The organism is Enterobacter vonholyi (assembly GCF_008364555.1).
In the GTDB taxonomy this organism is placed as follows: domain Bacteria; phylum Pseudomonadota; class Gammaproteobacteria; order Enterobacterales; family Enterobacteriaceae; genus Enterobacter; species Enterobacter vonholyi.
The window spans coordinates 18721-40466 of sequence record NZ_VTUC01000017.1 but is presented as its reverse complement, the minus strand read 5'-3'; the positions used below and the strand labels follow the sequence as shown (position 1 = coordinate 40466).

26 protein-coding genes are annotated in these 21746 nt (G+C 51.5%); 11 read left to right on the top strand and 15 right to left on the bottom strand.

Translation table 11 applies throughout. The features are described 5' to 3' along the window. Positions 1–229 precede the first annotated feature (229 nt). From F0319_RS18240 to F0319_RS18215, 7 genes are all read right to left on the bottom strand, one after another. Positions 230–1543 carry a coiled-coil domain-containing protein gene (locus F0319_RS18240; RefSeq protein WP_240168118.1) on the bottom strand — a complete coding sequence of 438 codons (1314 nt, stop codon included), beginning with the start codon at positions 1541–1543 and terminating at the stop codon, positions 230–232. A 125-nt stretch (positions 1544–1668) separates the two neighbouring features. Next, a complete protein-coding gene (locus tag F0319_RS22435; RefSeq protein WP_240168117.1) occupies positions 1669–2412 on the bottom strand; it encodes a hypothetical protein in 744 nt (247 codons plus the stop codon). 247 nt (positions 2413–2659) lie between these two features. Beyond that, entirely contained in the window at positions 2660–4357 is a 1698-nt protein-coding gene (locus F0319_RS22430; RefSeq protein ID WP_240168116.1) for a toprim domain-containing protein, read from the bottom strand. After that, positions 4354–4590: a ParE family toxin-like protein gene (locus F0319_RS22575; RefSeq protein ID WP_149367506.1), complete on the bottom strand. Its 237-nt coding sequence runs from the start codon at positions 4588–4590 to the stop codon at positions 4354–4356. The genes F0319_RS22430 and F0319_RS22575 overlap by 4 nt, the downstream gene beginning before the upstream one ends. 17 nt (positions 4591–4607) lie before the next feature. Then, positions 4608–4829: a hypothetical protein gene (locus F0319_RS18225; protein WP_149367505.1), complete on the bottom strand. Its 222-nt coding sequence runs from the start codon at positions 4827–4829 to the stop codon at positions 4608–4610. Beyond that, positions 4823–5065 (bottom strand): hypothetical protein, encoded by a 243-nt coding sequence (locus tag F0319_RS18220; RefSeq protein ID WP_149367504.1) that lies wholly within the window; start codon positions 5063–5065, stop codon positions 4823–4825. Before F0319_RS18220 ends, F0319_RS18225 begins: the two co-directional genes overlap by 7 nt. 298 nt (positions 5066–5363) lie before the next feature. After that, the gene (locus F0319_RS18215; protein ID WP_149367503.1) at positions 5364–5633 is read right to left on the bottom strand and encodes a DNA-binding protein; all 270 of its coding nucleotides are present in this window, start codon (positions 5631–5633) and stop codon (positions 5364–5366) included. Between the two features lie 121 nt (positions 5634–5754). Between F0319_RS18215 and F0319_RS18210 the strand changes: the two genes are divergently transcribed. The 3 genes from F0319_RS18210 to F0319_RS18200 all read left to right on the top strand — a co-directional run bounded on the left by F0319_RS18210 (position 5755) and on the right by F0319_RS18200 (position 8281). Beyond that, positions 5755–6054, top strand: a complete 300-nt coding sequence (locus F0319_RS18210; RefSeq protein WP_149367502.1) for a helix-turn-helix domain-containing protein — start codon at positions 5755–5757, stop codon at positions 6052–6054. A gap of 173 nt (positions 6055–6227) precedes the next feature. Continuing rightward, positions 6228–7205 carry a phage integrase gene (locus tag F0319_RS18205; protein WP_149367501.1) on the top strand — a complete coding sequence of 326 codons (978 nt, stop codon included), beginning with the start codon at positions 6228–6230 and terminating at the stop codon, positions 7203–7205. A 191-nt stretch (positions 7206–7396) separates the two neighbouring features. Beyond that, positions 7397–8281, top strand: a complete 885-nt coding sequence (locus tag F0319_RS18200; RefSeq protein WP_115874792.1) for a D-hexose-6-phosphate mutarotase — start codon at positions 7397–7399, stop codon at positions 8279–8281. Positions 8282–8359: 78 nt separating this feature from the next. Here F0319_RS18200 and F0319_RS18195 read toward each other — a convergent pair whose 3' ends face one another. Continuing rightward, positions 8360–9106: a MipA/OmpV family protein gene (locus F0319_RS18195; RefSeq protein WP_115874791.1), complete on the bottom strand. Its 747-nt coding sequence runs from the start codon at positions 9104–9106 to the stop codon at positions 8360–8362. A 431-nt stretch (positions 9107–9537) separates the two neighbouring features. Between F0319_RS18195 and yeaG the strand changes: the two genes are divergently transcribed. The 3 genes from yeaG (at position 9538) to F0319_RS18180 (ending at position 13429) form a co-directional block, all read left to right on the top strand. Then, positions 9538–11472 carry a protein kinase YeaG gene (yeaG, locus tag F0319_RS18190; RefSeq protein WP_008500713.1) on the top strand — a complete coding sequence of 645 codons (1935 nt, stop codon included), beginning with the start codon at positions 9538–9540 and terminating at the stop codon, positions 11470–11472. Between the two features lie 74 nt (positions 11473–11546). Beyond that, positions 11547–12830, top strand: a complete 1284-nt coding sequence (locus F0319_RS18185) for a YeaH/YhbH family protein (protein ID WP_149367500.1) — start codon at positions 11547–11549, stop codon at positions 12828–12830. A gap of 98 nt (positions 12831–12928) precedes the next feature. Continuing rightward, on the top strand, positions 12929–13429 hold the full coding sequence (locus F0319_RS18180; protein ID WP_133294189.1) for a YbaK/prolyl-tRNA synthetase associated domain-containing protein: 501 nt from the start codon (positions 12929–12931) through the stop codon (positions 13427–13429). A gap of 20 nt (positions 13430–13449) precedes the next feature. Here F0319_RS18180 and yoaI read toward each other — a convergent pair whose 3' ends face one another. After that, positions 13450–13554: a small membrane protein YoaI gene (gene yoaI, locus F0319_RS18175; protein ID WP_111965575.1), complete on the bottom strand. Its 105-nt coding sequence runs from the start codon at positions 13552–13554 to the stop codon at positions 13450–13452. A gap of 144 nt (positions 13555–13698) precedes the next feature. Here yoaI and F0319_RS18170 point away from each other — a divergent pair, with 144 nt between their 5' ends. After that, complete coding sequence (locus F0319_RS18170; RefSeq protein ID WP_024908579.1) at positions 13699–14145, top strand: DUF441 domain-containing protein; 447 nt, start codon at positions 13699–13701, stop codon at positions 14143–14145. On the opposite strand, the gene F0319_RS18165 is transcribed toward F0319_RS18170, so the two are convergent. Further along, the gene (locus tag F0319_RS18165; RefSeq protein ID WP_149367499.1) at positions 14129–14920 is read right to left on the bottom strand and encodes an AraC family transcriptional regulator; all 792 of its coding nucleotides are present in this window, start codon (positions 14918–14920) and stop codon (positions 14129–14131) included. The two genes, F0319_RS18170 and F0319_RS18165, sit on opposite strands and share 17 nt — an antisense overlap. Positions 14921–15019: 99 nt before the next feature. Here F0319_RS18165 and F0319_RS18160 point away from each other — a divergent pair, with 99 nt between their 5' ends. After that, on the top strand, positions 15020–16207 hold the full coding sequence (locus F0319_RS18160; protein ID WP_115874788.1) for a CynX/NimT family MFS transporter: 1188 nt from the start codon (positions 15020–15022) through the stop codon (positions 16205–16207). A gap of 31 nt (positions 16208–16238) precedes the next feature. Here F0319_RS18160 and F0319_RS18155 read toward each other — a convergent pair whose 3' ends face one another. Further along, a complete protein-coding gene (locus F0319_RS18155; RefSeq protein WP_133294187.1) occupies positions 16239–16946 on the bottom strand; it encodes a CTP synthase C-terminal region-related (seleno)protein in 708 nt (235 codons plus the stop codon). Between the two features lie 101 nt (positions 16947–17047). Here F0319_RS18155 and F0319_RS18150 point away from each other — a divergent pair, with 101 nt between their 5' ends. Then, on the top strand, positions 17048–17392 hold the full coding sequence (locus F0319_RS18150; protein WP_149367498.1) for a DUF488 domain-containing protein: 345 nt from the start codon (positions 17048–17050) through the stop codon (positions 17390–17392). Here the strand turns inward: F0319_RS18150 and F0319_RS18145 are convergent, their stop codons facing one another. Both F0319_RS18145 and F0319_RS18140 read right to left on the bottom strand, forming a co-directional pair. Then, the gene (locus F0319_RS18145) at positions 17393–17698 is read right to left on the bottom strand and encodes a nuclear transport factor 2 family protein (protein ID WP_045401563.1); all 306 of its coding nucleotides are present in this window, start codon (positions 17696–17698) and stop codon (positions 17393–17395) included. An 80-nt stretch (positions 17699–17778) separates the two neighbouring features. Further along, positions 17779–18033, bottom strand: a complete 255-nt coding sequence (locus F0319_RS18140) for a putative hemolysin (RefSeq protein ID WP_133294185.1) — start codon at positions 18031–18033, stop codon at positions 17779–17781. A 309-nt stretch (positions 18034–18342) separates the two neighbouring features. On the opposite strand from F0319_RS18140, the gene F0319_RS18135 reads away from it, so the two are divergent. Together F0319_RS18135 and F0319_RS18130 are read left to right on the top strand one after the other, a co-directional pair. After that, positions 18343–19371 (top strand): sensor domain-containing diguanylate cyclase, encoded by a 1029-nt coding sequence (locus F0319_RS18135; protein ID WP_149367497.1) that lies wholly within the window; start codon positions 18343–18345, stop codon positions 19369–19371. Between the two features lie 45 nt (positions 19372–19416). Continuing rightward, positions 19417–19515 (top strand): YoaK family small membrane protein, encoded by a 99-nt coding sequence (locus F0319_RS18130; protein ID WP_029739841.1) that lies wholly within the window; start codon positions 19417–19419, stop codon positions 19513–19515. 131 nt (positions 19516–19646) lie between these two features. Here F0319_RS18130 and F0319_RS18125 read toward each other — a convergent pair whose 3' ends face one another. Beyond that, the gene (locus F0319_RS18125) at positions 19647–19895 is read right to left on the bottom strand and encodes a GlsB/YeaQ/YmgE family stress response membrane protein (protein WP_008500746.1); all 249 of its coding nucleotides are present in this window, start codon (positions 19893–19895) and stop codon (positions 19647–19649) included. A 285-nt stretch (positions 19896–20180) separates the two neighbouring features. Continuing rightward, positions 20181–21665 (bottom strand): sensor domain-containing diguanylate cyclase, encoded by a 1485-nt coding sequence (locus tag F0319_RS18120; protein ID WP_420889909.1) that lies wholly within the window; start codon positions 21663–21665, stop codon positions 20181–20183. Positions 21666–21746: the final 81 nt, after the last annotated feature.

Here is a 21746-nt window from a genome sequence, read left to right as displayed (position 1 = left end):
CGCTTACCGCTCATGGGCACCTCTCTTTAAGTCATCTTAAATGACTCTGAGGTGTCTGTTAAACCCGTGGCGATTCAATCTGACGTTCTCACACACCCTCAGCCCCAGCTCGATGGCAACGGACAGACTGGTAAAAGAGCTTGTTGGCCAACTAAGCCCTGAACAGCGACAATTTGCCCTCGACTTACTACTAACAACATAAAAAAATCCCCGCAGATGCGGGGATTAATTATGCGTCTACTTTTTCTTTTTCAAGAGGAATAAGATCGTCATTGCTAGCCAATGCTACAGGCTGGCTTTTTTTGCTTATAAGCCCTTTAACGAAATTGATATTATCTACTGATGCATCAAGAAATTTATGGAATGATTTAGAATTAAGCATTTCAGTCCATGGTGTTGTATAGTCATCATCTTTAACAAACCTCAGTGGAGCCTCTTCAAGACGACTCAATGCTGAATCAAAAAGACGCTTTTCAAATTCACCATCTGAAACTTTACATGCCTCATTTTTATATCCTTCATAAGCCTTTGCCACTGAGGATTTGTATGCATAGTCTTCTGCAAGTTTAAACCTTTGATTTATTTGCTTTGTAGACATCCAAGCAAACCAAAGAGGCGCTCCAATGCTAAATACTGATAATAATAATTGTGTGAAAATCACAACAGCATTGGGATTCTGATTATTTAACACCCCTGATAATACTTTCAATCTTTCATATCCAACAAATCCGCCAACGCCTAGTGCGGTAGCCAATCCCGCCACCCAGAGTTGAATACTTCGATTGAGTTTATCAGCTTTTATTTCAAATGCCCCAGCCAATCCTTTTGAAGTTGATGCTCTTATAGCTTCCTCACAAAGTGCCAAATATCTTTCAGCTTCATTATTTTTCTTCGTTAACTCATCCAGAATTTTTTGAGCCTTTTCTTCTTGAGCTTCCAGCCCAAAATGTACCTTGGTTATTTTTTCTTTTAAATCTGATGCCTCTCTGTTGTATTCACGAAGTTCATTTAAATCAACAGGGATATTTTCCGCAGCTACGTGCGCATCATTGATGGTTTTAATTTTATCTTCAAGTAAATTTATCTCAGGATCCAATTTATTGAATCTAGCCTCCATGCTTCTAATTTTTCTACTTAAATTTCTTGGAAGCAAATTGGCGTTATCAAGTCTTTGCCATGTGAGTGACTCATCTATAAAATGGTCAATATAAGTCAAGGTTAACATATAAGATGCGATAGCTTTTGCTGAGTCTGAGCCATCAAACTCTGGGACATGAACCTTTGCAAGCCCGTCTATCTTTTCCGGGAGTGATTCATATGCCTTGATTTCTTTTTCGGTTAAATCAATATCACCATATACCTTCAACTTATTAATAATGCAAACAATTTGGTCAACCAAATCGTCTGATTTAATGGCAGGCAATTCCACACCCTCAGAGTCGGACAGCAAGCCTTTCGTCATTGAAATATTGCTAACGACTTCCTGTAGCCGCAAAAGCGCCTCATAAGTTCCTTTAAAACCTGTGTGCATATTTTTATCCATAAATTAAGGTAAAGTTTCAGCAGGTAGCTACTTACCTGTTTCGGCTTGTGTGGGTATAGTTCCAACTTTACCCCTTAAGCAAACAAGATTCCACCATGCCCTTCATATCAAAATATACCATGTGATTAACTTCGCTTAAAAATCCAACAGTAAAAAAATTCAGGCTTGCGCATCTCTTTTGATTTGCCGGTGTTGTATCTGTCGCTCACCGAGCTGCGCACTGAGGCGGTGCGGATAAACTCACGTTCACGGCCACTTTTGAGCAGCTTTTTAATCTCTGACAAAGTGAACGGCAGCCGCTGCCGGTATGTGTTTGCGATCTCCTCAAAATGGTTGAAATTAACCGCTATCTCCTCAGCCTTGTCTACTGGCGCATGGTTAATGCCATGCTGTTCTTGTGCATCGAGATAGTCGAATAACTCCCAGAACTCCTGCACCAGTGGATGATCGAGGCTGAGTGCGCGCTGGCGCTCTGCGGCGAGCCTGAAAATAAAATTACGTGTCAGCTCTATTTGAGATGGGTGAACCGGTACTACGTGCGCCAGAGCCATCAGAAAGCCGATAATTTGCGAATGGGTTTTAATGACACGCCGGTGTCTTATGTCGCCATGTTTGGCCATATCGGCCATCGCTTTGCGGTAGTGGTGATCGTACTCCTGCAGGACTGCTACCTCTCTTTGCGTGGCCGCAATGAAAAAGCCCGAGACGTCGCTCATTGGGATCTGCTCGAGTCGCTCAGCAGCAGCCTGGGTTGCGTCGGTCTGATTTGATTTATCAGTAAACATGCTCACGATACGCGACAAGGTAGCCTCTGAGGCGTCAACAGCAGCATTCTGAGCCAGAAGTATTGCCCCCGAAAGGTGGCTCATAAGTCTCGTTATTGTTGGTTTTAATCCCCAAAGAGCGCGACGCACGGCCGTTATAGAGAGACTTAAGCTCGTCATAGTCAAAGGCGCGAAGTTTCGATGGCTTATCACTTGAATTAGTGCGATCGCCCTCAATCAGTACCACCGGCAAATTTGCAACCTGAGAAAAGTTACGGCCGCGAGCTGCAGGCGTGGAATTGCTCGGATCAAACCCTTCATATTCCTCACGGCCGCAGAGCTTCCAGAGAAACTAGATAAGCGTACTTTTACCGGTGCCTGGCTCGCCGTGTATCTCAAGGAACGGGAAAGATTTATGCATTTCACGCGTCTGCTCTGCGAACAGCGAGCCGAGCCAGAACGCCAGAGCGGTGTAACCTTTAACGCCGAACGCTGACCATATATCGTTGAGCCAGCTGGTCGTAAACTGGCTCAGGTCGGTATTGATAACGAGTGAAGGGGTTAAGCTCAGGCTTTTGACGCTGGCCTTTTGGATCTCGAAATAGTCCTCATCATTGAGGTGAAAAACCCGGCCGCCGCTAACAGCTGCGCCATTCATAATCCACGCGCGAAACTCTTTGTTGTAACCGATGAAATTCTGCGTTTTAACTTCTTTTATCATCTGCAGTGAGCGCAGCAGGGTGTCCAGCTGCTTGGTGCTGCCGGTATAAGTGCCGCCCTTAGCAATATGCAGGAGGCGTTTTTTAAACTCGGCAGAGCTGGCCAGCTGGTTGGCAGTGAAAGTGCCTTTAATGGCTGGCGCGTGGGGCATGTTGACGCGCAGATAATACCAGGATTCATCCGTGGGCTCTGATCGCTGGAAATAAAGCGGCGTAAATTCGCAGTTTGATATCTCCTCGATCATGCCGGTTTCTTTGATGGCCTTGCGCTTGGCATCCTCCTCACTTGTGCACTCTCGATCAAAGTCGAGTATGCGGTCAAAGGCGCTCATGTACTTATTGAAATCAAGCTGAAACCAGTACGTACGGAACCCATAATTGAAATGAAACGATGTGCGCTCGGTATGCTCATAAATCAAAAGCGCCTTTGCACTTGGTGAGTCAGCCAGTAACAAGCGGCCATGATGCCGGTATTGCTTCCAGTCTTTTGGTGTCAGCTTGTCGCGCTGCAGTAAGTCATTCCAGTCAAGGTGGCCGCCGTTCTCCGTATGCAGCGCCGCGCTAACTTCCCAGCCATCTTCTGCAGCTCGCTTTGCAAACTTAACGATATGACTGCGGCCAGCCCGGTCGTCGTCAAAAGCCCAGATAAGCCGAGGGCGCTTTTTTGAGTCCGGGATTGCTTCGGCCAGCATGCTGAGCAGCATTGACGGGTAATTATTGCTGCTGAGCGTCGCGACGGCATAGAGCCCGGCTTGCACCAGGCTCATGGCATTAAAAATGCCCTCAGTGATAAATATCTTGTCAGCCTTACGCAGATCCATTCCTGGCGACTCCCACCAGTAGCCAGCATAAGACCCGATGAAATTGGCTTTCTGCTCAAATCGCTCAGGCTCATCAATGATGCGCTCCCATTTTTTGCCATTGGCCAGCGTAAACCTCACCGTGGCGCTGCCCATGCCATCACGCGCGAATGATTCCTGGGTGTAACAGCCTTTAAAGCGGGTAATGTCCAGGCCTCTGGCATCGCGTAGATAAGCATCTGCAGCTGCGTGGGGGTTTTGTGGGGTTGACTCGAAACGGCGCGACCAGTTTTCAAAGAGATCGGGGTAAAGGCTGCGCACGGTTATCTCTTTGCCGCACTTATTTTCACGGCCGCACTTAATTAGATAAGGGCGCTCCGTGCTTATGTACATTTCACGCTTATTGCAGTAAGGGCATAAGCCCTGCTGCAGATACTTCTCGCGTTCTTTAAAGTCAAAATCCTGCACCAGACGCCGCAGAGCCTCAGCTCTAACTTGCTCATTCATTGGTGCTAACGGGTTGCCGGTCATAATTTTGACTCCTTGTTATATGTTTCATGCGTCATTAGCTGCCAGTGGCGGCCATTGTCCTTGCTCAGAATGCGCCAGCGCCTGCCTAAGCGAATAACGAGATAATGGTGCGGTTTAATTCTTGAGTGGTTTTTGCGACCACGTATAAACGCGCTGAGCTCAATGCTGGCGCTTTTCCATATGCGGGCTGGCGCCGTGCAACCTGAAAGTGTGGGTAAACTAAAATCAGACATAAACCGCCCTTATTTATTTACAAAACCAGATTCCAGAAATAAAGCGCTGAATAGTAAGACCAGCCAGCAGCGAGAATAAAAGCATCAACCAACACCACAAAAACCACTGCAGAATATCCAGAGCATATGATTGAATCCTTAAGCGCCCCGCCATATCTGAAACGATGATAAATAAACAACGTAATAAATAAGCCGGCGAATAAGGCAAAATTTAATGATGTGATTTGTACGATTAACATGCGCACTCCGTCAGGTCGATGGGTAGCGGCACCTCTCCATCTATCACCTGCATAAGTATTGGCTTGAGTGCTGCCGTGGCCTCATCATCACCTGAGCAGAACGCCGTGCCATAGACGTGATGAATGCCATTTTGCAAGACATTGAAAGAAAGCGAGCGGCTACTGCTTTCAAACTCATTATTAAAATAAAAGTCCTCAAGCAGTTTATTAACCTGCTCGGCGTAAATCCTTTTCATGGCTTAATCTCTATTGCAATATTGAGTCAGGTTTAATTCCAGTTTGCTTCCAGTAATCAGCAGCAGACTTTATTACTTCTGCCTCTTTTTCATGTCCTGCGTAGGCCGCAGCACCTGAAATGCTATAAAGTTGATGGCAGCACCATTCAATTTCTGCCATTGAGTGATGGTTGATTTTTTTTCTCTGCTACCTTTTGGCGCAATGAATACATACTTAAAACTTCATTGGCTGAGTTAACAAATGGGATTAAATGATTAATCATAACTATCTCCAGAGTATTAAATGACAGTATGAAAATTAATTCATCATTTCCGTATAGCGCTCGCCCTTGTAACGCGCATTCATATAGATAGCGTAGAGATTTACCTCGCGTTTTTTACCTGGCCCAGGCTGAATGATTGGTATCGTTCCGCGATCAGCGCGATTGCGCATCGCCCCAACTGATACACCCATACGCTTTGCATAGTCTGCAATTGACTCAGAAACACGATCTCCAAATGGGTAATCGTGGGGCAGCTTGCTGCTCGATGATGCTGAATCTAGTGAGTTTTCCAATTTTTTAGTCATTAATGCTATCCTCTTGGATCCTTGCGCCCTGATGCTGCTTGATGCAGTTTGCGGGGTTATTAATGTCTTAAGGTGCACATTTGTGAACCTTAAACGCAAATTTAGAGCACAAAGAGGAACCATGTCAAGAGAACTTGGGGAAAAGATAAAGGCTATCCGTGAGGCTGAGGGTCTTACTCAATCAGCATTTTCTGAGGTGACAGGAATTTCGTTGAGCACTATCAAAAAATATGAGACCGGCGTGCGCGATCCAGGTGGTTCGACGCTGGTTAAGATCACAAGTCATAACCTCTTCAAAAAATACACAATGTGGCTAATGAGCGATGAGACCAATGAGGTGGCCGGACAGATTAGTCCGGCTCTCTCCCCTAATGGGCAAAACAGCACATCCGACCACCAAAACGGCAAAAAGGCTGGCTAGTAGCTAGACGAATAATGGAATTATGGTCAACTGGTGGAATATGAAGCTACAAAACAAACCTTTTAGAAGATTAATCCACTAGTTAATCAGACGTTTATTCTGAGACTTATACTCACTTATGGGTAGGAATATTCTCAGTTAAAAACACTTAGCCAATTTCAGGGGGTTGCCGGATGACAGTTTCTAAGCTACCGGACGGGAAATACCTCGTAGATTTGCGCCCACAAGGCCGCGAGGGTAAGCGCATACGGAAACGCTTTCCGACTAAGTCAGAGGCTCAGCAATATGAGCGCTGGGCTATTAGCCATTACCACAACAAAGAATGGAAAGAACGACCTGCTGACCGCAGAAAGCTCTCTGAGCTCATTGAACTCTGGTACCAAGTGAAGGGGCAGATGATGAAATCTGCCACTAGCACGCATAATAAAGTAAAGGCTATCGACAAACGCCTCGGGTATCCGCGCGCGGATCAGATTAATAAAAAAATGATTGCTGACTACCGCGCCAGAAGATTCGAATCGGGGGTAAGCCCAAACACTATTAATCGTGACATCACGGCCATATCAGCTGTTTTCACAACTCTGATTGATACGGGCAATTTCCACGATAAAAACCCATTCTCCGGCGCAAAAAAATTTAAAGTAGCTACTCCTGAAATGGGCTTTCTCTCGTTATCAGAAATTGCCGCCCTGCTCGCCGAATTGCCAGAAGATGAGAGCCTCGCTGCAGAGCTTTCTCTTTCAACCGGTGCACGTTGGGGGGAGGTTAAGAGATTGGCCAGCACGCGAGTGGCTCATGGTCGTGTCACCTTTATTGATACTAAAAACGGAAAGGATCGCACCGTACCAATTAGCCAAAAGCTTGAGGCGGCACTTAAAGCCCGGGGGCGCGGTCTGCTCTTTCCTCATATTGATTATGACCTGGTGCGCGATGCGCTTAAGAAGGTTGCACCAGAACTGCCGAAAGGCCAGGCGGTACACGCCCTGCGCCATACTTTTGCCTCTCACTTTGTGATGAACGGGGGAAATATCCTCGTACTGCAGAAGATACTCGGACACGCCAAGATCCAACAAACGATGGTTTACGCACATTTAGCCCCTGACTACCTGCAGGACGCCGTCAGATTTAATCCGATGGAGAAAGCTATATGATTTTGCCCGGCGCTTGCCGGGCTTTTCTTAAAGTGTCCACATATTGCCCCAAACACTGATGTAAGATGGGGTTTTGTGTTGTAGAATGATGTAACCATTTTACTGTTAAATCAGTAAGTTACTGAATTCGCTGAATGGAAAGGAGTCCACTTCGGTCGCCTTTTTTTATTTATAAGACAGAGGATTGCTTAATGATTAATAAAATTTTTGCACTTCCGGTAGTCGAACAGCTTACCCCTGTGCTATCCCGCCGTCAGATTGACGGTGCTGATATCATCGTCGTTGACCATCCGCGTGTTAAAGCGTCCGTGGCGCTGAACGGCGCTCACCTGCTCTCCTGGAAACCGGAAGGCGAAGCCGAAGGTTTGTGGCTGAGCGATGCGACCTCCTTCAAAAAAGGGGCAGCGATCCGCGGTGGCGTGCCTATCTGCTGGCCGTGGTTCGGCCCGTCCGCCCAGCAGGGTTTGCCTTCTCACGGTTTTGCCCGTAACCAGCAGTGGACCCTGAAAGCGCACAACGAAGACGATAACGGCGCCGTGCTGACCTTTGAGCTGCAGGCTAATGATGAAACCCGCGCCCTGTGGCCGCACGATTTCACCCTGTATGCCCGCTTCAAGCTGGGTAAAACCTGCGAAATCGAACTGGAAGCTCACGGCGAGTTCGAAACCACCTCTGCCCTGCACACCTATTTCAACGTGGGTGATATCAGCGCAGTGAAGGTGAGCGGCCTGGGCGATACCTATATCGATAAAGTCGATAACGCGAAAGAAGGCAAACTGAGCGACGGCGTTCAGGCATTCCCTGACCGTACCGACCGCGTCTACCTGCACCCGGAAGCGTGTAGCGTGATCCACGACGGCGCCCTGAACCGCGGCATTGAAGTGGTCCATCATCATCACAGCGATGTGGTGGGCTGGAACCCGGGTCCTGCGCTGTCCGTCAGCATGGCCGACATGACGGATGAGGGTTATAAAACGTTTGTCTGCGTGGAAACGGCTCGCGTGACCAACCCGCAGAAAGCGAGTGAAGAAAAACCGTCTCGTTTAGGGCAGACGATTCGCATTGTGAAGCGATAATTTCTCTGCACCACGCTAAAGCAAACGGGGCGCAAGCGCCCCGTTTTGATGCATAGATTGCACTAAATTAATGCACAATCAGAACTTGTAGCTCACACCCACAGAGAAGATACCTGCCCAGGACTTATCGACCATCGGGCTATCCTTCACTTCGTCGCTCAGACGCTCGTAGCGGCCGGTACCGTACACGCTCCAGTCGCCAAGGAAGTTGTAGCTCGCTGTCAGCTCCAGGTAAGGATCCCAGCCGTCATCTGCACTATAACTTTTCAGACCACTGCGGCGGGACTCATTTTTAGAGACGCCGTAGTAATAGTCGTTGTAGTTCTCGCTGTTGTACTGCACACCGATACCCGGCGTCAGGGTCAGCCCACCGTTGGTATAGCGGTACAGCCACGCCAGGTCCCAGATAAAGCCGTTGCTGTTATCCAGCGTGTCACCCGCCAGGGCCGTACGCAGGAAGCCATACTGGGTGTTATGCACGTATGAGAGGCCGGCCATCATCGAGCTTTTACGCTTGTCGAGCTGGCGAAGCGCGTGGCTGTCACTGTCACCCGGCTTGAAGTGCGTTGGATCGTAGTAGGCCATTATGGAGAGCTTATCGGCCTTGTCGTTCCAGAGATAGTAGCCGCCGCCGAGCCCGCGGAACCAGACGTTATCCCCTTCATAGGTGATAACCGGAACAGGATACACATCACGGTCATACTGTTTGTACGGGCTGTTAATGACGCCAACACCCGCGCCAAGCGTCCACTGACTTTCCGCCTGTGCGGTGCTTACTGCGGTCGCGGCAAGGATGCCTAATGCCAGAAGTTTGAGTTTGGTCACAATCCATTCTTTCCTGTAGTCAAATAATCAGCGGGTGAAGTGTAACCGCCATTCCCGTACATCCCAAAATTTTTTGCCTGCTAATCAGTCTGATTAACCCGTTATTTTTAACTTTTCAGATGACAACACGCTTTCATTTATATGACCGCTGAATGAAAAACGTGCATTTGTCTTATAACGACAGTGGAAATTTTTGGATGAGTTATTGATATGTCATTGAAAGTAGATTTTGTGGGCATGCAAGTTTTGCAAATGCCATCTACGCTTTAATTTAAGAAGAGTTTTCCTGAACACCCTGCGGTTCTTAGCGTCTGACCTGGCACACAGGTTGCTGCTCTGGCAGTGAGGTGCGAGAGATTCTCTTCCGGGAGCCTCCACTACTCATACGAACGGCTCTTATCCTGTGCTAAAAAACGAAAGGACGGCATGCCATGAATATATTCGATCACTATCGCCAGCGCTATGAAGCTGCCAAGGACGAAGAGTTCACACTGCAGGAGTTTCTTACCATCTGTCGGCAAGATCGCAGTGCCTATGCCAATGCGGCAGAACGGCTATTGATGGCTATTGGTGAGCCAAACATGGTTGACACTGCCCTGGAGCCTCGGCTTTCCCGTCTCTTTTCGAATCGGGTGGTCGCCCGATATCCGGCGTTTGAAGAGTTCTATGGTATGGAAGATGCCATCGAACAGATTGTCTCCTATCTGAAGCATGCCGCTCAGGGTCTGGAAGAGAAGAAACAGATCCTCTATTTACTCGGCCCGGTGGGCGGCGGTAAATCCTCGCTGGCGGAACGCCTGAAGTCGCTGATGCAGCGCGTGCCTATCTATGTGCTGAGCGCCAACGGCGAGCGCAGCCCGGTGAATGACCATCCGCTGTGCCTGTTCAATCCGCAGGAAGATGCGCAGATTCTGGACAAAGAGTATGGCATCCCGCGTCGCTATCTCGGCACCATCATGTCGCCGTGGGCGGCAAAACGCCTCCACGAGTTTGGTGGCGACATAACCAAATTCCGCGTGGTGAAGGTCTGGCCATCTATCCTTGAACAGATCGCCATCGCCAAAACTGAACCCGGCGATGAGAACAACCAGGACATCTCGGCGCTGGTGGGTAAAGTTGACATCCGTAAGCTGGAAAACTTCGCGCAAAACGACCCGGATGCCTACGGTTACTCAGGCGCGCTCTGCCGGGCTAACCAAGGGATTATGGAATTCGTCGAGATGTTTAAAGCACCGATTAAAGTGCTGCATCCGCTGCTGACGGCGACCCAGGAAGGCAACTACAACGGGACGGAAGGTATCTCCGCTCTGCCGTTTAACGGGATTATTCTCGCCCACTCGAACGAATCTGAATGGGTGACCTTCCGTAATAACAAAAACAATGAGGCCTTCCTTGACCGCGTGTACATCGTCAAGGTGCCTTACTGCCTGCGGATCTCCGAAGAGATCAAAATTTACGAGAAACTGCTTAACCACAGTGAGCTGGTGCATGCACCCTGCGCGCCCGGCACGCTGGAAACGCTGTCACGCTTCTCCATCCTTTCGCGCCTGAAAGAGCCGGAAAACTCCAGCATCTACTCGAAAATGCGCGTGTATGACGGTGAGAGCCTGAAGGATACCGATCCGAAAGCGAAATCGTATCAGGAATATCGTGACTATGCCGGGGTTGATGAGGGGATGAACGGTCTGTCCACGCGTTTCGCGTTTAAGATCCTCTCCCGCGTATTTAACTTCGACCATGCGGAAGTGGCGGCCAACCCGGTTCATCTGTTCTACGTGCTGGAACAGCAAATCGAACGCGAACAGTTCCCACAGGAGCAGGCTGAACGCTATCTTGAGTTCCTGAAAGGTTACCTGATCCCGAAATACGCCGAGTTCATTGGCAAAGAGATCCAGACGGCCTACCTGGAATCCTATTCAGAGTACGGGCAGAACATTTTTGACCGTTACGTCACCTACGCTGACTTCTGGATCCAGGATCAGGAGTACCGCGACCCGGATACCGGCCAGCTGTTTGACCGTGAATCCCTGAACGCGGAGCTGGAAAAAATCGAGAAGCCTGCCGGGATCAGCAACCCGAAAGACTTCCGTAATGAGATTGTGAACTTCGTCCTGCGCGCCAGAGCGCATAACAACGGGCGCAATCCGAACTGGACCAGCTACGAGAAGCTGCGCACGGTCATTGAGAAGAAAATGTTCTCCAATACCGAAGAGCTGCTGCCGGTGATCTCGTTTAACGCCAAAACCTCAACCGATGAACAGAAAAAACACGACGATTTTGTCGACCGTATGATGGAAAAAGGCTACACCCGCAAACAGGTGCGCCTGCTCTGCGAATGGTACCTGCGCGTGCGTAAATCGTCTTAAAACAAGTGCCCGGCGGCGCTTAGAGCCTGCCGGGCCTACAAAATGCAAGTTGGCAAATGCAGTACGGGGGGTATATGACCTGGTTTATTGACCGGCGTCTTAACGGCAAAAACAAGAGCACGGTGAACCGCCAGCGCTTCTTGCGTCGTTATAAAGCGCAAATTAAACAGTCTATCTCCGAGGCCATCAACAAACGCTCGGTGACCGACGTCGACAGCGGCGAGTCTGTCTCCATCCCCACTGATGACATCAGCGAACCGATGTTTCATCAGGGGCGAGGCGGCCTGCGCCATCGCGTACACCCAGGTAATGACCACTTCATTCAGAACGACAGAATTGAGCGCCCTCAGGGCGGCGGAGGTGGTTCAGGAAGCGGTCAGGGACAGGCCAGCCAGGACGGTGAAGGTCAGGACGAATTTGTCTTCCAGATTTCAAAAGATGAATATCTCGACCTGCTGTTCGAAGACCTGGCGCTGCCGAATCTGAAGAAGAATCAGCATCGTCAGCTTAATGAATATAAAACCCACCGCGCGGGCTACACCGCCAACGGCGTACCCGCCAACATCAGCGTCGTACGTTCGCTGCAGAATTCGCTGGCGCGACGCACGGCCATGACGGCAGGAAAACGGCGCGAGCTGCGCGAGCTGGAGAGCAGCCTGAAGGTGGTGGAAAACACGGAACCGGCGCAACTGCTGGAAGAGGAGCGCCTGCGTAAAGAGATTGCAGAGCTGAGGGCGAAGATCGAACGGGTACCGTTTATCGACACCTTTGACCTGCGCTACAAGAACTACGAAAAACGCCCTGAGCCCTCCAGCCAGGCGGTGATGTTCTGTCTGATGGACGTGTCCGGCTCGATGGACCAGGCAACCAAGGATATGGCGAAGCGTTTTTATATTTTGCTCTACCTTTTCCTGAGCAGAACCTATAAGAACGTGGAGGTGGTCTATATCCGCCACCACACCCAGGCGAAGGAGGTGGATGAACATGAGTTCTTCTACTCTCAGGAAACCGGGGGGACCATCGTCTCGAGCGCGCTGAAGCTGATGGATGAAGTGGTCAAAGAGCGCTACGACCCGGCGCAGTGGAATATTTATGCTGCGCAGGCGTCGGACGGCGATAACTGGGCCGACGACTCACCGCTGTGTCACGAGATTCTGGCGAAGAAAATTCTGCCTGTGGTGCGTTACTACAGCTATATCGAAATCACCCGCCGCGCGCACCAGACCCTGTGGCGAGAATATGAGCATCTGCAGGCGATGTTCGACAATTTTGCCATGCAGCATATCCGTGACCAGGATGATATTTATCCGGTGTTCAGGGAGCTGTTCCACAAGCAGTCTGCTACCAGCAACGCATAACCCAACAGCCAGCGAGCCCGCTGGCTGTTTTCTTTCGACCCCGCTCATCCCGTGCTAATGTAGAACGCTGCATACTGGATTATCACCGGGAAATCGTTATGACTGACGACGTTATTGAGGCAGGAACCCACCAGCAACTGATTACCTTACTCACCGAGCAGGGCGCGCGGTTTCGCGTCATGGAGCACGAGGCGGTCGGGAAATGTGAAGCGGTAAGTGAAATTCGCGGGACCGATCTGCGGCAAGGCGCAAAAGCCCTGGTCTGCAAGGTGAAGGGAAACGGCGTAAAAAAACACGTTCTGGCGATCCTCGCCGCCGACCTGCAGGCTGACCTGAGCCAGCTTGCCAGCCATTTTGGCGGGCTAAAAGCCTCCCTCGCCAGCCCGGCGGAAGTCGATGCCCTGACCGCCTGCGTTTTCGGCGCTATCCCGCCCTTTAGCTTCCATCCTGACCTGGCGCTGGTTGCCGACCCGCTGCTGTTCGAGCGTTTTGACGAAATCGCGTTTAACGCCGGCCTGCTGGAGAAATCCGTGATTATGGATACCCAGGATTACCTGCGCATCGCCCGTCCTGAGCTTGTCACCTTCCATAAAGCGTAACTGCGATGGCTGACGCCCTGTCAGCCTTTTCGTTCCAGAAACAGCACGGAGGCAACGAGAATAGCGGCAATAGCGAAAAACGATGAGGAGATAATCAGCGTTTCAACAAACATGTGATCGTTCATGATGGCGACCCTTTTGCGATATCTGCTTTCGTTTTAATCCGCGTAAATGACAAGGTAATGACAACGATAAAATCTTTTTAAAACTGTTCTCTGCCGCGTTTGCGCGTACAGTAAACAGAACAATTTTTCTGGCAAGGATTCCTTATGTTTGACCCTACTCTGCTCATACTTCTGGCACTGGCCGCGCTCGGCTTTGTCAGCCATAACACCACCGTCGCCATCTCGATTCTGGTGCTGATTATTGTGCGCGTGACCCCGTTAAATACCTTTTTCCCGTGGATAGAAAAACAAGGCCTCACCATCGGGATCATCATCTTAACCATCGGGGTAATGGCGCCCATCGCCAGCGGTACGCTTCCTGCATCAACCCTGCTGCACTCGTTCGTAAACTGGAAATCGCTGGTGGCGATCGCGGTGGGGATTTTTGTTTCGTGGCTGGGGGGACGCGGCGTTACGCTGATGAGCAGCCAGCCCTCGCTGGTGGCGGGTCTGCTGGTGGGCACCGTGCTGGGCGTGGCGCTCTTTCGTGGCGTACCGGTCGGCCCGCTGATTGCGGCAGGCCTTGTCTCTCTGTTTATCGGGAAGTCGTAGTCAGGCTGGCCATATAACGCGCCGGCGTCTGTCCCAGTCCCTTTCTGAACATGGTGATAAACGCGGTGGTAGAGTCATAGCCCAGTGACTGGGCCACCTGCTGTACCGATTTCCCGCCGATCAGGTGCTGTAATGCCACAATTAGCTGCAGCTGGTGACGCCAGCGGCGAAAGCTTAAGCCGGTCTCTTTCACCACCAGCCGCGCCAGGCTGCGCTCGCTCATGGCGAAGTGGCTCGCCCATTGCGCCAGCGTCTGCCAGGCGGCGGGCTCTTCCGCCATTTTCTCGCTCATCAGCCTAATTTTGGGATGGGGCGAGACGGGCAGCTGCAGATGCTCCTGACGCTGGAGCGGCAGCTCATCAAACAGGACGTCCACCAGACGCGAGGTGGCCGCGAGCTGCAGCTGTTCACGAGATTTTTCCGCGAGCGATAAAATCAGCTCCCGCACCAGGGGGGAGATTTTCAGGGTACAGCAGCGCTCGGGCAGGCTGACGGCCCCCGGCTCAATAAACAAAAAGCAGAGCTGCGCGCCCGGCGTGGCCCTGTTGCTATGCGGCATTTGCCCGGGGATCCAGACGGCGTATTGAGGCGGCACCATCAGCATCGCATTTTCCACTTCACAGGTGATTGCGCCGCCGAGGGCCAGAATCAGCTGCCCCTTACGGTGATGATGTCGGGGAATATACTGTTCCTCCGCCACCACGCGGATGCGAAATGCGACGGCCGCATCGTACTGGCTATCTGGATCGTAGCCTTCCAGTCCCAGACCAATCATCAGTTTGTCCGATATTAGCGATAAACTGTCATTTTAGCCTGATTTCAACCGCTGATAAAATGGTTATTGTGTGCGCTCGCTTGAACGTATGAGAACATAATGACTACTGCTATTCGCACCTCAGGAAAACACGGCGCGCTGTTGGTTGCAGGCATCCTGATGATTGCCACTACGCTTCGCGTCACCTTTACCGGCGCAGCGCCGCTGCTCGATACAATTCGTCTTGATTATGGCTTAAGTACGGCGCAAACCGGTCTGCTGACCACCCTGCCCCTGCTGGCTTTCGCCATTGTCTCGCCGCTCGCCGCGGGCGTTGCCCGGCGTATCGGCATGGAGCGCAGCCTGTTTATCGCCCTGCTGCTGATTTGCGTCGGGATTGCCGTTCGCTCCCTGCCTTCCGCCGCTTTGCTTTTCACCGGAACGGCGATCGTCGGCTGCGGTATTGCGCTCGGGAACGTGCTGTTACCCGGATTAATTAAGCGTGATTTTCCCGGCCAGGTGGCGAAGCTCACCGGCGCCTATTCCCTGACGATGGGCGTCTCGGCGGCGTTCGGTTCGGCAATGATCGTTCCCCTGGCACAGGGTAGCGCCGGCTGGCATGGCGCGCTGCTGATGCTGATGGCGTTTCCGCTGGTCGCGCTGCTGCTCTGGCTGCCCCAGTGGCGTCAGAAACACGTCGCAACGGTAACGGCCGCAGGCGCGCTGCATAACCGCGCGATCTGGCGCTCGGCCCTCGCCTGGCAGGTCACGCTCTTTTTGGGGATAAACTCGCTGATTTACTACGTCATCATCGGCTGGCTGCCGGCGATACTGCTGAGCCACGGCTACAGTGAAGCGCAGGCTGGCTCGGTGCACGGTCTGTTGCAGCTGGCTACGGCCGTGCCGGGACTCGCCGTTCCGCTGATCCTCCACCGTCTGAAAGACCAGCGGGCGATCGCAGGCGCGGTGGCGCTGATGTGCGCGATAAGCGCGGCGGGATTATGGTTTATGCCGGGCATGGCCGTGATGTGGACGCTGGTGTTTGGCTTTGGCACAGGGGCAACGATGATCCTCGGCCTGACGTTCATCGGTCTGCGCGCCAGTTCTGCACACCAGGCGGCGGCGTTGTCCGGCATGGCGCAGTCGATTGGCTATCTGCTCGCCGCCTGCGGTCCCCCGCTGATGGGAAAAATTCACGATAGCGCGGGAGACTGGCAAATCCCGCTTCTGGGCTGCGCCCTGGCCGCCGTGATAATGGCCCTCTGCGGCATCTTAGCCGGGCGAGACCGGGAGATCGCGCCCCGTTAAACAGTGTGGCAGACCCTCGGGTCTGCCTTTTTTACCCCCGAGCGGCGCGCAGCATCGCCTGCACCAGCACGACCGGACGCCCTTCGAGCGCGGCACGCTCGTGCTGGAATAAGGTGATCACGAAGAACGGGTGCGTAACCAGCTCCGCGGCGCGAATTTCCCCCTGATCGTCCCAGCCCGTAACATGCATATCACCGCTTTCCAGCGCCTGTGCAAACGCCGGCGACACGCCATAGTTACAGTGATACCCCTCTTCAATTTCCGGCTTGCCGTATGCTTTGGCGATCAGCGTATTTTTGCGCAGTTCAATCGCATCGGTTTTTTCCACCAGCGAGCAGGTCAGCGGCGCAATCACCATGGTGCCTTCGGTATCCGTCTCTGCGTGTGCCGCATCGGCCCAGCCCAGCACGTTTCGGGCATACTCAATCAGCGCGTGCTGGAACCCGCCGCAGGTGCCCAGGAACGGGATGCTGTTTTCACGGGCGTAGCGCGCGGCGATAAAAGCGGCCTCGGTGTTTTTGTAGGGGCTGGCAGGAACCAGCCAGATGGCATCGTAGCCCACCAGATCTTCAGGGCTAGTCAGCTCCGTGGTGGCCAGCCAGTCGTAATCGGCGGTGAGGTCAAGGACTGCTGCAGCGTCGTCAATGGCCAACGGGATCGCCTGATGCGCAATAACATTGGGATTGTAATCGCCAACCAGCGCAATGCGCAGCGTCGTTTTAACCGGGAGGTGTTCCATGAAAGGTTCCTTATGCCAGAGTATTATCAGATAACATAAGGAACCTCAGACTACCGATCTTTTGCAATTATCACAATACCTTAAATTGGGAGGGTGAAATCATGATTCAGTGCAAACGCGTTTACGAACAGGCAGTTCCGGACGACGGCTATCGGGTGCTGGTGGACAGGCTCTGGCCTCGCGGGGTTAAAAAAACGGACCTCGTTTATGACGAATGGTGTAAAGCGCTCACGCCCTCGAATGAACTACGCAAGGCCTTTCATAGCGAAACCATTGATTTCACCGCCTTCAGTAAGGCCTATCGGGAAGAGCTTGCGCAGCATGCTAACGAGGGAGTGCGTCTGGCGACGCTGGCGCGCAGGCAGACCGTCACCCTGCTCTTTGCTGCCAAAAACACGGAGCAAAATCACGCCCTGATCTTAGTCGACTGGCTGCGTCATCTGTGATCAGCCGATCGTCAGTTCATCCAGAATTTGCGGCGCTTCATCCGGGGTGAGCGGCATCAGATGTTCGGCGCGTACAAACGCAAAGCCGTGCTGGTTGTCAAAGGCGTAGACATCACCCGTCACCAGCCAAAGCGCGCGATCTGCGGTGGCCGGTAATTGCGTCATCACGCCGTTGACCGGGTTAACAAAACGCAGACCAGGCTGGCAGAGGCCAAATAGCTCAACAGATTTACCAATATTGCGACGGCCTGACGCCGTGCGGGCACCCACGATCATCGCCATGCTGCCCGGTTTTAGCTGAAACATACTTCTCTCGCGGAAACGAATGCCAGAAACTGGCTAAGATTAATCCTAAAGAGAAGTGTATCGCAGGCGGTATCCGTCTGTCACCTGGTGGGTTGCGGACGATCGCGACGATAGAGCGTCCATTCATCGATCACTTCCCCGCCCGGTAATTTGCACTCGGTGCGAACGCCCTGCGGGCTTTGAATCGGGATCTGTTCCCCGCCTTTCTCCAGGCAGTAGACGGAGGCCGGGTTCGCCATACCAATAGCGTGCGGCGGTTTCGGCGCATCGGGTGGCGTGGGTTTTGCGGTACAGGCGGTCAGGGGAAGCGCCAGCGCCAGAAGCAGAAATCTCATCTCATTGATCCTTTTGACGTCATTACACCCTAAGGGTAACGGGTCATCGCCGCGTTCTCCATGATTTCTCCATTTTAACTGCACTTTTCAGCACTATAGTGTGGCATGTTCTCGATTTGACCAGAGAACATCATTCCGTAATCAAGATGTCTTTGCCCCGGTCTCAACAACGGGGCTTTTTTTCTCGCCTGCTCCCCGCTTCCTGCATATATTAAATTTTCTGTATTCATGTTTTACTATGCCTGAAGCCTAAAAACTCAGCATAACATGCAGATGCAGACGTCTTCTGCCAGGGAGTCATTCTACGTCATGTCGGATCTTATCCTCGCTCGCGTTTCAGAAACCCTTGCCACCGAGCAGTCCCTTGAAAGCCTCGTTCGCCAGCTGCTGGAGATGCTGGAGATTGTCACCGACATGGAGTCGACCTACCTGACGAAGGTCGATATCGAGGCGCGGCTGCAGCACATCCTCTACGCCCGCAACAGCAAGCAGATGACGATCCCGGAGGGTCTGAGCGTCCCATGGGACGAGACGCTGTGCAAGCGTGCGCTGGACAGTGACACGTTATTCAGCAATGACGTACCCGAACGTTGGCCCGAGTGTGAAGCCGCAAAAGCGCTTGGCATTACGACCTACATGAGTATACCTGTCCATCTTGCGGATGGTTCACTCTACGGTACGCTCTGCGCCACCAGCACGGCCAGAAAGCCGCTTAGCGAGCGCGGGGAACAGGTTCTGAAGCTCTTCGCCGGGCTGATCGCCCAGTCCATTCAGAAAGAGTCGCTGGTAACCCAGCTTCGCGAAGCCAATGCGGCCCTCATCGCGCACTCCTACACGGATGCCCTTACCGGTTTACCCAACCGTCGCGCCATTTTTGAAGATCTGACCACGCTGTTTTCTCTGGCCCGGCACCTTAAGCGTAACGCCATCATCGCGTTCATCGATCTGAATGATTTCAAACTGATTAACGATCGTTACGGCCATGAGGCTGGCGACCAGTTCCTGATAGAAGTGGGCAAGCGTTTGAAGGAAGAGAAACAGCAGGACGATATTATCGGTCGACTGGGTGGTGATGAATTTCTGGTCGCATCGCTGAGCCAGCTCCACGAGGACGGAGATAACGCGCAGGTTACGCTGCTCAAAACGCGCCTCAGCGCCTGCATCGCAGGCGAATACTGGCTGGGCAGCGTTCATATTATTTATCCGGGCGCCAGCCTCGGCGTTATCGAAGTGGACCCTGCCGCAACCGATCCTGACAGCGCATTACGCGACGCGGATGTCGCGATGTATCAGGATAAGAAAGGAAAAAGCAAAACACGCTTTCTCACTATGGATTAACCCCGTACACTCTACGGCGTTACAAAAACCGAAACAGGTGATGATATGAGAATAGGGATCCTCTTCCCGGTCGTTATTTTTATAACGGCGGTGATTTTTTTAGCGTGGTTTTTTGTCGGTGGTTACGCGGCGCCTGGGGCATAAATGAGAAAAACGACCCTCATTATGCTGATCGTTGCCATCGCGGCGTTTGCCGGCACCCAGCTTGGCTGGTGGTAAACGCCAATACGTAAAAAGGCCGCCATCTGGCAGCCTTTTTTCAACGCTTTTAAGCCTTAGCTTTTGATTTTTCTGTAGATAAACAGAACAACCAGCGCACCAATCACCGCGACGGCGAAACTGCCGAAGTTAAAGCCATCGACTTTGCCAAAACCGAACAGCGTACTGATCCAGCCGCCGACTACTGCGCCGACAATACCCAGTATTACGGTGACGATAAACCCACCGCCATCTTTGCCCGGCATGATCCACTTCGCCAGAATACCCGCAATAAGCCCAAAGATAATCCAGGATAAAATTCCCATAACTTTCCTCTCTGTATGGTTTTTGTCATTAAATCAACGACACAAAAAAGAATAGCACAGGATTTCAGAAAGGAAATTTGTGATAGGCGTCACAATGAGAGAGTGAGTGATTATTCATCAACAAAAAGAGCGTGCCACATAAACTGTGGGGTTGCATCTTTTGTTGAGAAAGATTATCTTTCTCAACACTGAATAGTTGAGCGAAATACTCAGGTATTCAGTACGACATTGCTCACATTGCTTCCAGTTTTTCTTGCCCACTCCTGAGTGGGCTTTTTTTTCTGCTCATACCCCAACAAACGCGTAACGGTTACGTCCTGCGCGCTTTGCCTGATAGAGGGCCTGGTCAGCGGCAATAATGATATTTTGCTGGCTGCCAGCGATGTCGACGGCACGTGCGGTAGAAATCCCGACGCTGACCGTTACCCGTCCGAAGGGGCTAAAAGCATGCGCAATTTGCAGGGAAAACACATTGCGAATAATCGTCTGGGCCAGTCGGAGCGCATCCTGGATATCCGTATCAGGCAATATCAGCGCAAACTCTTCTCCGCCGTATCGCGCCACAATCTGATTATCACGCGTAAGGCTCTCCCTGAGGCTGTTTCCGAGCATTGCCAGACACCGGTCCCCTTCCGGATGACCGTAGTTATCGTTGTATTTTTTGAAGTAGTCCACGTCCACGATCAGTATCGAAATCGGTGCGTCATGCTCAGCACACATAGTGATTTCCGAGAGGATTTTTTCATCAAAGAAGCGGCGGTTGTACAGCCCGGTCAACGCATCTTCTGAGGCAATAATCTTCAGCGCTTTGTTATCCCTTGTTTTTCGGGACAGGTCGGAATACAGGAAGTATGACGCCACGATGAGGATCGCCGTGAACACGAAAATGAGCACCGCCAGCTGAATGGCCTGTTTGCGCCAGGCTGCAAGGGCTTCATCAATGCTAACGGCCACGGTGGTGACCAGTCCGTAGCGTCTGTTTTTCTCGTAGGCATAAATGCGCTCGATTTTATCAAACCGTGAGATGGAGCTGGCTATCCCCGAATTTTGTACCTTGAGATATTTCCTGAATAGCGGTGAATCAGAAACAATCGTGCCGATATAAGTATTTTTAAAGGGATAACGGACCAGCAGCACGCCTGATTGCGTCGTTAAGCCGATGACGCCCGAGTGACCGATATTAATCTGCCCGTAGAGTGCCAGAAAATTTTCGATACCCAGCGTCACCACCACCACTCCGTTAAATGCCCCGCTCTCGGTTTCAAGGCGTCGACTGATGGTGATAACCCATTTGCCATTGGTTCTGCTTACCACCGGCTCCCCAATAAAAATCTGCTGAGTTTTATTTTCTTTGTGATAGATAAAAAACTCTCTGTCCGAGCCTTTGCGTGACCCGGTAAAACTTTCATGCAGTGCGGTGAAGATATCGCCCTGAGCGTTGTAAACAACCACATTATTAATCTGGGTAAGAAGGTTATCCTGATTATTGATCATGTGCTGAATATTGGTCGCCTGCTGCGGGGTCATACCATAAATTTCGATTATGTCGGAAACGGTAGTAATTAACATTTCACTCTGGCGCATGATCCCCTCGGTGTAGACATCAAGGGTATGGCTCAGGTTAGCAACGCTGGTATTAATTTGCTGGATTGACTGCTGTCTGGACGTGGCTATTTGGACGGCGAGCGACAGCGAGAGGATCAATGAAACAATGATGACGGTAATGGTTGTTGTGTAAAAAGTATTTTTCACATGCACGAGCTTTTCCACCTTATCACGCCTGACATCCCTGGCTGACAACTCTTGTCACTGTAACAAAGCTCAGGATAAGAGGAAAATGAATTGCACTTA